Source organism: Hymenobacter sp. YC55, from assembly GCF_029433095.1.
GTDB lineage: Bacteria > Bacteroidota > Bacteroidia > Cytophagales > Hymenobacteraceae > Hymenobacter.
This window is the reverse complement of sequence record NZ_JARNTX010000011.1, coordinates 73,845-86,205: the sequence shown is the minus strand read 5'-3', so window position 1 is coordinate 86,205 and position 12,361 is coordinate 73,845. Positions and strand designations below refer to the sequence as shown.

Annotated in this window: 8 protein-coding genes; 2 read left to right on the top strand and 6 right to left on the bottom strand. The window is 57.2% G+C overall.

From position 1 onward, the window contains the following. Positions 1-120: 120 nt before the first annotated feature. From P1X16_RS30305 to P1X16_RS30290, 4 genes are all read right to left on the bottom strand, one after another. The gene (locus P1X16_RS30305) at positions 121-2,424 is read right to left on the bottom strand and encodes a gliding motility-associated C-terminal domain-containing protein (RefSeq protein ID WP_277236515.1); all 2,304 of its coding nucleotides are present in this window, start codon (positions 2,422-2,424) and stop codon (positions 121-123) included. A gap of 1,503 nt (positions 2,425-3,927) precedes the next feature. Beyond that, on the bottom strand, positions 3,928-6,456 hold the full coding sequence (locus tag P1X16_RS30300) for a cellulase N-terminal Ig-like domain-containing protein (protein ID WP_277236514.1): 2,529 nt from the start codon (positions 6,454-6,456) through the stop codon (positions 3,928-3,930). A 143-nt stretch (positions 6,457-6,599) separates the two neighbouring features. Further along, the gene (locus tag P1X16_RS30295; protein WP_277236513.1) at positions 6,600-6,881 is read right to left on the bottom strand and encodes a hypothetical protein; all 282 of its coding nucleotides are present in this window, start codon (positions 6,879-6,881) and stop codon (positions 6,600-6,602) included. Positions 6,882-7,193: 312 nt separating this feature from the next. Beyond that, on the bottom strand, positions 7,194-7,562 hold the full coding sequence (locus P1X16_RS30290) for a helix-turn-helix domain-containing protein (protein WP_277236512.1): 369 nt from the start codon (positions 7,560-7,562) through the stop codon (positions 7,194-7,196). A 74-nt stretch (positions 7,563-7,636) separates the two neighbouring features. Between P1X16_RS30290 and P1X16_RS30285 the strand changes: the two genes are divergently transcribed. After that, positions 7,637-8,551 (top strand): alpha/beta fold hydrolase, encoded by a 915-nt coding sequence (locus P1X16_RS30285; RefSeq protein WP_277236511.1) that lies wholly within the window; start codon positions 7,637-7,639, stop codon positions 8,549-8,551. A 540-nt stretch (positions 8,552-9,091) separates the two neighbouring features. On the opposite strand, the gene P1X16_RS30280 is transcribed toward P1X16_RS30285, so the two are convergent. Continuing rightward, positions 9,092-9,988 carry a helix-turn-helix transcriptional regulator gene (locus P1X16_RS30280; protein ID WP_277236510.1) on the bottom strand — a complete coding sequence of 299 codons (897 nt, stop codon included), beginning with the start codon at positions 9,986-9,988 and terminating at the stop codon, positions 9,092-9,094. A 174-nt stretch (positions 9,989-10,162) separates the two neighbouring features. Between P1X16_RS30280 and P1X16_RS30275 the strand changes: the two genes are divergently transcribed. Next, positions 10,163-11,146 (top strand): aldo/keto reductase, encoded by a 984-nt coding sequence (locus tag P1X16_RS30275; RefSeq protein ID WP_277236509.1) that lies wholly within the window; start codon positions 10,163-10,165, stop codon positions 11,144-11,146. A gap of 95 nt (positions 11,147-11,241) precedes the next feature. Here the strand turns inward: P1X16_RS30275 and P1X16_RS30270 are convergent, their stop codons facing one another. Then, positions 11,242-11,535, bottom strand: coding sequence for a hypothetical protein (locus tag P1X16_RS30270; protein ID WP_277236508.1), 294 nt, complete (start codon positions 11,533-11,535; stop codon positions 11,242-11,244). Between the last annotated feature and the right edge of the window lie 826 nt (positions 11,536-12,361).

Genomic DNA, 12,361 nt, shown 5'->3' with positions numbered 1-12,361 from the left:
CGCCAACACCCGCACCGCCAGCCTTGCTGAGAGCCGCTGAGTTGAACCCAAGTAAGCTTTTTTCGCCATGCTTGCCTTGAGAACCAGTGCCTACTGGACGAGGAATGCCGGAGGGCCTTGTTACCTGACCACCTCCAGCCAGCCCTTGTAGAGCGTGCCGGTTGCAGCCTGACGGAGCACATAAAAGTAGGTTCCTGCCAGAACCTCCCGTCCCCAGTCGTGCTGGTAGATTGGGGTTTGGTAGACCTGTTTTCCCCAGCGGTTGTACACCTCAAGGCTCCAGTCCGAGCCAGGCAAGCCTTGGATGACGAACACGTCATTGAGCTTATCGTAGTTCGGCGTGATGATGTTGGGAATAGCTACACACGCGCGAAAGGTGACGACGCGGCTCGTCGTGCGGTTTTCACAGCTGGTGTGCACGGTCAGCGCGTAAGTGCCGGACTCACGCACCAGCAGGAACGGGGTAGTGGCCCCCGTGGACCACTGATAAGAGAGTCCCGCCTGCTGGACCGCTGAGGGGACGCGCAGCAGCAGCGGTTGGCCAACACAGGTAACGGTGTCAATCCCGAGCGTAAAGGGGGGCGGCGTGGGGGCGGCACGCACCTTAATGCGAGCCGTATTCGTGCAGCCCGTTGCATAGGTGACCAGGACGGAGTACACGCCCGGTTGCGTTAGGGTGATGGTGGGAGTGGTTGCTCCGGTGCTCCAGGCGAAGGCGGTGGCCCCGACCGCGGCGGCGGTCAACGTGCCGGAACGGCCCGAACACAACACCGAATCGCCGGTCAGGGTCGGCACGGCGGAAAAGAGCGTCACCTGCTGGGTGGCTGTACTGGTGAAGCCGCCGGCAAAGGTGACCTTAACCGTATAGGTGCCGGGCTGGGTAACCGGCAGGGTAGGAGTGGTCGCCCCCGTGTTCCAGCTGTAGGTCAGGATGGGCGAGGTGCTAGCCGCCGTTAGCTGGAGCTGGCTTCCGGGGCACACGACAGCTGGCCCGGTGATGTGCACTGTCGGGGAACCCAGCTTGATCAGCCAGCCATCGGGCGTGTAGTTGGTATTCTGATTTGGTTCGCTCTTCTCGCCCGATACGCCCGACGAAGAACTGCCCCCAAGGATGTAGCCGCCGTCCGCCGTGGGCTGCACCTGCCCCAGGTTGTCGAAGTCCGCACCCCCAAGGGTGCGGTCCCATTGGAGCCTGCCGTGGTTGTCCACTTTCACCAGCCACTGATCGGTCTGCCCACGGCCGGGCTGGGTTTTGTCGCCCGTGGCCCCGGACCGGGTAAATCCGCCGATCAAGTAGCCGCCATCGGTGCCGAGACAGACGCTGCTTACCTCGTCATAGTCGGTGCCGCCGAAGGTGCGGTCCCACTCCTTCACGCCTTGCGCATCGGTTTTTACCAGCCAGTAATCACCGCTCCCGCGGCTAGGCTGGCTTTTGTCCCCACCCACCCCCGAAGTGGACGTGCCCGCTAGGATATAGCCCCCGTCGGGGGTGGGCTGTAAGGCAACCAGCAAATCTGAGCCGGCCCCGCCTAGGGTTCGGTCCCAGATCTTGGTTCCCTGCGCATCGAGCTTGATCAGCCAGAAATCGGAGGAGCCCCGACTGGCTTGGGTTTTATCGCCGCCCTGGCCGGAAGTCGTGTACCCGCCGAGAATGTAACCCCCATCCGCCGTCTGCCGGACTTGTTGGAGCTGGTTTCCATGGAACGGGGTAGCGGGGTCGCCTCCAAACGCGCGGTCCCATTGCTGCACGCCTTGGGCATCAACTTTGACTACCCAGTAATCGGTGTTGCCGCGAAGGGGCTGCGTTTTGTCCCCATTAACGCCAGAGCCGGTGTATCCGCCCAGGATATAGCCGCCGTCTGCCGTCTGCTGTAGGCTGGTAAAATAGTCCGGCCCGTTGGTCCCGTAAGCGCGGTCCCATTGCACTGCTCCGTGAGCGTCGAGCTTAACCAGCCAGTAGTCGTAATTGCCGCGGCTCGGTGCCGTCCGGTCGCCCCCAACGCCAGACCAGGACATGCCCCCGAGAATGTAGCCCCCGTCGGCCGTCTGCTGGGCACCAGACAGGTAGTTAAGCGTGCCACTGGTGCCGCCGAGGGTCCGGTCCCACTCTCGGCGGCCCTGGGCGTCGAGCTTGATCACCCAATAGTCGTCCACGCCGCGGCGGGGCTGGCTTTTAAACAGACTTACAGGCGAGTTGGAAGAGCCGGCTAGCAGATAGCCGCCATCAGCCGTTTGCTGCACGACCTGCATCGTCTCGTGTTCCGTACCGCCTAGCGTGCGGTCCCACTGCATAGGGGGGGCCTGCGCGGCGGCTTGGCCGGATGCCGCCAGCAGGCAGATACCAAGCAGGAGCTGCCGGCACACGTGTATAACCTGGCGCGGAAAGATTCGACCGAGAGCTGAAAAAGAATAGGGGGTGCGCATAAGGTAGTAGGGCAGCCTCATAATTGATTGGGCTGTGAGTGCTTGTTGAGGGCGGCTGACACCTGCCAAGACCCGATTCAAACCTGTCGGTCAAGAGCACAGGACGCCTGGGTTCCTCTCAGCCCAGCCAAAGCGGGCATAATTGAAACAGGAAGAGTTTAGCGATTCCCCTCCGGCTCGTGGCGCTCGCTGTTGCGTTTGCGCAACGCCTGGAAAAGAGGAGGTGGTAGCCTTTCCGTATTAAAGCAGAGTATAGAAATAAAGTATTGTATAAAAATTGTACTGCAAATATAGAACAACCCTGTAAACTACGGTCTTTGAATTGCTTTATATTTCGCTAATCCACTCTTTTGCCTGCTATAGTCTCTCGATACGGACGCGGAGATATCTTCTCTTTTTTGTATTTACAGTAGATAGAGCTGCGTATTCCACAAGCCCGTTATGACGAAGCTGAGCCCACTGCCCGCAACCGGGGTTGATTGTTGTAGCACCAATCCCGACTGCTTTATTAGGTGGATAAGAAATGACAAGCGCATACAGTGCCGCGGCAATTACTGTCCCCTGGCAGTTCATGGGCGGCAGCAACAACTCAACCGTTAAGAAAATCACAGTCGCCAGCCTTTCCCAGCTCAACGGAATCTGAACGCTAGGCCTGTCTGCTACCGTGCTGGTAGCTGAGCCCGGTGCGGCAGCCAGTCAGCCGCCGCCTTCTTCGTTTACCCTACCTAGCTGACGGAGAACGCGCTGCCGTACCAGTTCACTGGCCGGCTGGCCGCAGGTGCTACGGCTTAACACCTACAACGCGCCGGGGCAGCAGGTGGTAAGCCCACTGCGCTTAAGATTGACCACCGACCGCCTGATCCTGCCCGCACTACCAATGGGTTGGTACAGCGTCCGGCTTTTGACGGAAGGAAGCGTCTATGTGGCTCGCTTTTACCGCTAGTTCACGGTTACCGCCTGCTAACGGACGTCTTAGTTGAGATAAGATAACCATGCTATTCACCTCATGCAAACGGAGATACCACTCTGCAACTTAAGTAAGAGGAGTTGCAACCGGGGTTGTTGGCTAGTAGGCCGGCCCGCGCTAACAGCCGCTTCTTGGGCCAGGAAAGAAGCGGTTGCTGCCAGTTCAGAAAGTTAGGGTTAAAGAGCCAAGCCCTGTTTTCTTTTTGGCTTTACTGCCTAGCCCAAGTGCCAATAGCTTTCGTCGCAGAGTTGGCGGGGAGAGGCAGGGAGCTGAAAGCTATAGGTCACGGGCTATGCTGCCGGTCTGGCTATTACGCCCGCATCTACCCCTTATTTAGTCATGGGCCCGCACGACACGACCTCCCGGCTATAGGAAGTTATTGGGTGATGGTATTGCTCGTTAAATCGTTTTCACCTTTTCGCTCAGCTCGAAAAAAATAGCGTAAGTACTAAGCATCAACTTAATGAGCTTATTACTTACGCTAAAATTTATCACCTTAAATCGGCAGCGGAATTATAGCCCGCAATTCAACCAATTTATTTCACTAAATTCTTGAAGGCCGAGCCAAAAATTAAATACTGGGTATTGCCGCCAATCGTTCCCTCGTTTTGCCCCCAGAAAAAAGGCCAGTCGTCGTAATTCTCGAAGTGATCCGGTTTTCGGAACAACAAGCCCGGGGCCACGTTGCCGGGAATAAACGAGAAGTCAGCCCGGTTGTTGCCGTAAAAGACGGCTTTGGGACGCGTGGCCCCCACTGTTGCCACCAACGAAAAATTATGGTAGGGATGGCAGCCATATAGATAGTTAGCCGCTTTATAAGCATGGCTTCCGTCGATAATTTCAGGGAAATATTGGCTGGCAAAACATATGGTCGTCCCGAAGTTTGTCACGTCTCCGCTGCCCGCCCAGTTGCCAAGGCCGATGGGTACTCCGTAGGGATTGTCCTTTTCAAGCCCGGTGAGGTAGGCCTGGTACTTTACCACGTAGGGGCGCAGCTTTTCCTTGTAAGACGCGTCCAGGTGCGGGATGGCATCTAAGGCCGTCAGAAGAAAAATATTGACGTTACGGTCCAGTGCCGGCCACAAAAGCTGCTGAAATTTAGCGCCGTATTGCTTTTCACCGGTTGAGATATAGAGTTGAAGGTTAGTGGCAATATCTGCTCTCCCGCGCCGGCTTAAACTATCCTGCGGCCGACTGGCCAGTAGTTCCGACGACTCTTTTAACAGCCTTTTCGACTGTTGCAAGGCCCTGGCTGAGAGGTTGTCGTTGTAGCCCTTCAGGGCCCGGCTGGCGGCGGCAAACATGGTGGCGGCTGCCAGGTCGAGGCTGGGATTACGGCTGGTAAAGGCCCACAAATCATCTTTCACGCCGCTTGACCGCCCGTCACTGGCGACTTCGTAGGGGCCTAGTTTGGGATTGTAGGGGAGGCCGTCCGTTAGGGAGGCGGCGTCGCCAAGGTGGTGGTAATTGTCGAGAACCGAGTTGGAAAGCGTTTGGGTCATGTGGCCCACAATCTCGGCCTGGGCTACCAAGTTCAGGGTGCCGTGCTCGATAAACTGCAGGACGTCCGGCGTGCCATCGGGTCGGTGAAGATCAACGTAGCGTTGCTTCTGGTCCACAAAGGTTTGGTCGCGCAGGGGTTTAAAGGATTCCCAGGTCCGGACAAAGTTTTGCACTACGCTGATATTCGAGCCGGTTTCGATATCAAAATCCCCCGCGTCGAAAAAGCCCCCTACGTTTAAGCCGGGAATCAACTCGAGGGCTTTATACTTGGTATCGGTCGTTGGCCCTTGCGCGTGAAGGTCGAAGTGGTCAGTGTTGGGCGGCGCCTGGCGGTACCCTTCCTTGAAGGGCTCGCCGTGCCATACCCGGTACGCCTCGTTCACTGCCATATGATCCATATGGATCGGGATCCATACATCGCTGGTGGCATCCGTGATTTTATCGTAGACGTTGTTTTGAATTAAAAAATTGTTGGTTTTAAGCTTGCCGTACTGGATATAATATATCCCGGGAGCCTTGACGGCAGAGAAGTTGAATTTCACATAGTTGTATTTATAATAATTACCCCAGGGGGCAATAGGGCCGCTGAAGACTTTGGTGGCGTGGCCGTCGTCGCCAATTTTGTATAGCGACGACTTTGCAAGCGGTTTGTCGGTCTTGTCGAGTTCAATGACTGCCACTTTGGGTTGCGAGGGCAGGTAGCCCACTTGCGAAAAGCCGATATTGGGTTCCCGTATCCACCCCTTAACCGCGTGCGGTTCAACGGTCCAGGTCAACACCTTGCCGGTTTTTCCGGCCGGAAGTGCACTGCGAACCACAAACCAGCCATTCTGGGCCAGCAGGCGGCCATCAAAGAGCATAAGGTCGGCATCCGGCGAGGTGATTTTTACCAGGCGGGCGGGGTCATCCGGGGCGAGGAGCAAGGTGCGGCCGGTTTCCAGCGGAAGCGGATCTATGTATTTGCCGGTCCCTCGGTCGTCGGCCGTCTTATACCCCTTGTATTGCTTGGGCTTCTCACTGTTAGGCCGGGTCGTGGTATTGCCCACCACGTAGCGCGGAAACCGGTTGTAGCGACCATCCACCACGTACGCCTTTTGCCAATACTGCGAGGGCAGGAACTCGAGGTTAAATCCGGCGCTTCCCTCGAGGGCCTTGGGAACCGGTTTGTCCAGGTAAACGGCTATTTCAATTCCCTGGCCCTTAGCCGTAACCACCACGCGCGACTCGAAATCGTACTCTTCGTAGCGGAGTGTAGCCTCAATGGTTTTCGCGGCCCGGTTCACCTTGCGGTTCGAGATGCTGGGAACCAGATCCCACTGCTCCGGCGTGTTGGAAAGTCGCACCGCCCCCCCTTGCGCAGTTCTGACGCCGTGATGAATCAGTTCTATTCCGGCGTTCTTCTCGTCGTTGAACCCCCCGGTAAACAGGTTGTTGTACACCAGCACATTAACGCCTTGCGTCTCGAAATACTCCAGATTGTTCAGTTTTAACTCCTGGCTCCAAGCCGGATGGAATACCAGCAGGAGCAGTACGGCAACCGATAAAAGTCTTCGTTTTTTCATCTTACTTGGAAAATGGTGGTGTAAAGCGCGGTGATTGCCTTTCCTCGCGCTGCCTCAGTGGCGGCTTGGCAAACGCGCGAGATGACATTGGAAAGTTGCCTGAGTGAACCTGTGCCTTTTCTTGGTACCAGCCCCACCCGCAGCTAAAGTACTGGTACTTCTGCGCTGTTGCGGCAGCAGGCGTTCCGGTGGTGCCCCCAAACGGCCCCTAGCCGGTGATAAATACCGGGCTTGGCGAGTGAATAGCCCCGGAAAACACCGAGAAACGGAAACGAAAATGGTTTCGCTAAGGGGCGGGGGCAGAACCCGTCGCCGGCTTGGGCAGCCAACGCTAGCGTGGAGCAGGCAAGGCCAGCAGCACTTCCCGGATAAAGAAGTTGCTCGCTCTCGGCTCCCGAACGCGTGCCCCACGTGATTTCTATCACCGGCTAGCGGTGCTTATCGCCTGGAACTTACTCTACCAGCAGACGCGAGCGGTGGAGGTACCTGGCTGCCTATTTAAGGAATAAGTGCTTTTATCTCGCGCTCTGCCCCTTGAGAGTTGGATAGCCGGTCTCTGGCGGACCGTACTGAGTAAGCAACGGCGGATTGGAAGGCTTTGCGGCTACGTTACAGGTGACATACCTTGTCTACCTTCCGGTGGCTTTCTTCCATGGGAAATACCAGAAACGGCTTTCTGCTGCTTATCACCTGTCTCTACCCATCTGTCTCCAAGCATCCAACTCAACCGACCTGCCTCAGGGGTGGTCGCGGGACCAATCCTGCTCACCCCAGTGCTGCAGGGCATCGATAATGGTCAACAGGGCCCGGCCCTTGGGGGTGGGCGCGTAGTGAATTTGCGTCGGGACGGTAGCTGCCACCACCGTCTTCTCGACTAACCCTTCCGCCACTAACTCGGCCAGACGCTGGCCGAGCACCTGATCCGACAAAGTGGGGAAGGCCTGCTTGAGCCGGCTGAACTGGGCCACTCCGTGCGTAATGCCATGCAAGAGCACCATCTTCCAGCGGGGGCTGATGTCGCGCAGGACGTCATTGACGGAGCACCACGCCGACAACAGCTGCCGGTTCTGCGCGTTGCTGGTGCCTTCTTTCAAGTTACTGGCCATCGGCTGAGAAGAAGAAGAGGCTCACTTTCGGGTGAGTTATTGTACCGGGAGGGAACAGTGAAGTTTTTTGCGGCATGAAACAAGCACTGTTTACCAAGGAAGACAAATATACGATGGTCGACCACCAGGGTACCCCGGTTCATAGTGACCGCGCTTCGGTCAATGGCACCAGTCTGCACTATCGCTTTGCCGGCACGGGCGCCCCCGTGGTGTTGCTGCACGGCATCCCCAAAACGGGGTATCACTGGCGCCACCTGCTGCCTTTGCTCAGCGACCAGTACACCGTTATCGTGCCGGACCTGCGCGGGCTCGGCGACTCCGACCACCCCGCGACCGGGTATGACTCGGCCACCATGAGCGACGACATTGCCGCGCTCATGGCCCAGCTCGGTCACGATACCTATCACGTGGTGGGTGAAGATTGGGGCGCGGTGATCGGCTATCAGCTGGCGGTGCGCCACCCGCAGCAAGTCAAGGCCCTGGTCTTTGCCGAAGCGTTGCTACCCGGCTTCAACTTCGAGCAGCATACGGCTTTGACGCCCGAAAATGCGGCCGGCCTGTTCCTCTGGCACGTGGGCTTTTATTTCAAGGCGGATGTGCCCGAGATGTTGATTGCCGGCCATGAACGCGAGCTGATTACCTACCTGATCAAGTCCGAGCGACGCTTTCCCGACACGGCCACCGCGGACGCCCTCGACGAATACGTGCGCTGCTACAGCCTGCCCGGCGGCATCCGCTCGATGCTGGCCGTGTACCGCGCCATGCTCGTGGACGGCCAGCAGAATCGCCAGGCCGCGCAAACCAAGCTGACGCTCCCGGTCCTGGCGCTGGGCGGCGACGCGTTTATCGGCGAGAACAACGAAGGCATCATGCGGCAAGTGGCCCACAACGTCACCGGACACGTCTTTCACGCCGGCCATGACCTAGCGGAGGAAGTGCCAAAGGAAATGGCCGCCGTCCTGCTGCCCTTTTTGGCCGCCCACTCGTAAGCCGGCGTTCTTGTTCAACGACCGGCGCCGGGTCCGCAAAACTGCGCAACGCCGGCGGCTGGCTAAGCGAGAGCGGCTACGTTGTGGCGTACGAAGAACCGGTGTTTCTCGTACTTCCCGCAACCCCCGCATCTACTAAACAAAGCTTGGAGCTGTCCAGAAGAATGAGGCCTTAGCGCCTTAAGGTGAGGCACAGCAGCTTCCACATAAGGAAACGAGAGCGTGTCTCTGACCAAGTGATAGAAAAGGCTTTGATGAGCACGGTTTTCGGAGCCTTTGGCGTGGGTGATGAATCCGTCCCAAAACCAACTGTTTTTCGAACGTGCCAACTGGGGCAGAACGCACCCCACTTCTGAAAGGAGCCGGAACCTATTGTCTGAGTTGGCTACGAGCCGCTTCTCGCACTAATCGGCCTCTATGAAGCGCTGTGTCAGAAAGGTGCCCCTTCTTGAGGTTAGCGCGTTGTGCTTACAAGCGGTGATGACCGGACTGGTATGCCAGCTTCAACATCTCTGAAGATGAAATTTGGCCTGCGTTTGGTTACTTCCTCAGCCGGTAATCGTTCGGCGTAGTGCCAGTTCTTTGCTTGAACAAACGGGTGAAGTGCTGCGGGTACCGAAACCCCAACTCATAGGCAATTTCACTTGCCGATTTATGCCGGTCAAACAGCCTTTCCTTCGCCACTTCTATCACTTTCGCTTGAATGTACTCCTGCGCGGAGCGGCCGGTCTCTTTCTTCACCAGGTCCCCGAAATAGTTAGGGGATAAGTGCAGGGCTTCGGCGCAATAAGCGACCGAAGGCAACCCTTCGTGCTGGGGTTTATCGGCTGAAAAATAGTCTCTGAGCAAGGATTCAAACCGTTCCAGGATGCCTCGGTTGGCCGTGTCGCGGGTGATGAACTGGCGGTCGTAAAAGCGCAGGCAGTACTGAAGCAGCAACTCGATGTTGGCAGCAATCAGGCCTTTGCTGTGCTTGTCGATCGATTGTTCGAGTTCGTACTCGATTTTGGTGAAGCAGTCCGTCACGATAGCTTTCTCTTTCTCCGCGAGGTGCAGCGCTTCATTCACTTCGTACGAGAAGAACGAATAGACCGGCAGGCGTTTGCCTAGCGGCGTGCCGAGTAGCAGGTCGGGATGAAAAAGTAAGACCCAGCCTTTGGGGGCAAACAGTTCCACGCCCGGCTGCACCTCTACCACCTGGCCGGGCGCTATAAATATCAGACTTCCCTCCTGATAGTCATAGTAACTTCTGCCATAGCGTAGCTGGCCATGGTTCAGTTCTTTCAGCCCCACCGCATACAAGCCGAATTGGAAGGACTGGGCGGGCATCGGGTGCGCTTGCGAGAGGTCAATCACCGCCACCAGCGGATGCTTGGTCGGTACGCCCCGCATAGCGGTATAGTGCGCGATGCTGTCAATTCTTATAATCTCTTCCATGCCTTCTTAGTTGAACGCTACAAACTTACCGGTTCCGCTAAGCTCGTTCGGGGCCGGCCTCCGCAATCCGTAATAGTGGTAAGAAAACCCGTAATCTGTCTACAAAGCCACTTGTTCATCTGCCCCAATTTTGCCGCAGCAAACTTCCACACAATAGCTGTTTGCGGCTGCAACATGAAAACACGACAATTAGGAACCTCCGGCTTAGAAGTATCGGAACTGGGATTCGGCTGCATGGGCTTAAGCCATGGCTACGGTCCGGCAACCAACGAAAACGAGGCCATTGCCCTGCTGCGCAAAGCGTACGATCTGGGGGTGACGTTTTTTGATACCGCCGAAGTGTACGGCCAGGGCGCCAACGAACAGCTGGTCGGCAAAGCCTTCCACGGGGTACGTGCGAACGTCATCCTGGCCACCAAATTTGGCTTTCAAAACGGCCGCAATACCGATGGCTTGAACAGTCGCCCGGAGCGCATCCGGCAGGTGGCCGAGAACTCGCTCCGGTATCTGCAAACCGACTATATCGACTTGTTCTACCAGCACCGGGTGGACCCGCAGGTGCCGGTGGAAGACGTGGCCGGTACCGTCCAAGAGCTGATTGCCGAAGGGAAGGTTAGACACTTCGGGATGAGCGAGGCGGGCGGACACAGTATTCGCCGCGCCCATGCCGTCCAACCCGTGGCCGCCCTGCAAAGCGAGTATTCCATGTTCTGGCGCGAACCGGAACGGGAAATCTTGCCCTTGCTGGAAGAATTGGGCATTGGCTTCGTGCCGTTTAGCCCGCTGGGCAAAGGCTTTCTAACGGGCAAGATGCAGGCGGACACGGAATTCGACAAGGGCGATTGGCGCAATGTCCTGCCTCGTTTCAGCAAAGAAAACCGCGCAGCCAACCAAGCCCTGGTGGATCTGGTAACCAGGATTGCGGCATCACGGAACGCCACGCCGGCGCAGGTTGCCTTGGCCTGGCTGCTGGCGCAAAAGCCCTGGATTGTCCCGATTCCGGGAACCACCAACACAACCCGCCTGGAAGAAAATATCGGCGGGGTGGACCTTACCTTACGCGAGGAGGAGTTAGCTACTATCAAGCAGGCGTTGGAGAGCATTAACCTGCAGGGAGAACGGTATCCCGCCAGCCTGGCAGACCTGCAAGGCAAGTAACCTACTAGGTAGGGGTGCGCGGCAGTTAACGTGCGCTCCTACCTATAAACGGGTGGAAAGCAACGCGTACCAGGCGGCGGTGCTGCTGGCAATCGTTAGTTCTTGCACCTGAGGCGGCCTTTCGCTTGTGCGTTGCGCAGCAAACGCTCTTTGGTTTCTTCCCAGCTGGCAGCGGCCGGATCAAGCGCCGTGCGTAGGTAAGCCAGCATCCGGCCGCGCATGTCGCGGCCCGGAAACAGGGCCTGATAGGCGGGGTTGTAGTAGGCCAAGGCATGTTGTGGGCCGCGCAGCAAGCACATGGCGGCCGGGCTCTGCTCGAACACCTGATACAAAGCGGGCTCGGGGACAGCCGGGGGCAGGGGCGGATGGGAAGCGAGGGGAGCAGGCACAGCAGAGCGGGGGGCAGGTACGGGCCCAAGGTACGCACGAACGCCCCGCCAGCGAAATGGCAATAGGCGCGTTATACGGGCGCACAGTGCGGACAATCGCTTCGCGTTGTTTCTGCTTATAGGTCGCTGCCACTGCTGCCGAAAGCGGCTGCTCGCGGTACTACACCGGCGGCCGGCCAACTAGTACCGCCTGAACAAGATCAAGCCAGCCTCGCTCCCCAAATCCGGTGAGCAGGTACGCCGCCACTCCGACATTTCCACATAAGGTACCGTCCCTTGTAGCTGCCTCACTGACCAATCAGTAAGGCAGCTACAAGCATAAATATTTGTTTAGCTGACTGCTTATTTATCAAACTATCAGACTAACTATTTATCAAACTATCAGAACAACTATTTAACAAACTATCAGACTAACATGAAGGGCAGCGGGCAGCAGGAATCCGGTTTGGTAGCGAGTAGAAGGTACTGGCCAAGCTTGATTCAGGTAAGCTGAGAAATAGTTTTTTTCCAAGGCAGGTGCAACTCATAAAATTAGTTTATCTCTATGTTCCGTGTTGGTCAGCAAGCCATGACTTTGTGCGCACAAACTGTTACTTAACCCGCCCAAAGACAAGCGGGAAATTGACATAAGCCCTAGCCCTAGCTTGCCCGGTCAGGAAGAGCGGTAACGGGCAAGATTCAAACTTAGCTACAACCAGGTTGCAAGGGTGCCAAGCAAGCCTGCCGGCGGCACACCCTGGCCAGGTCGTTGAAGAAGGAGCGAACCGGCCGTGGCAGAAAGAAATCCGCACCCGAGCAAGCAGGAAGGAGCCGAGTCCGATAACAG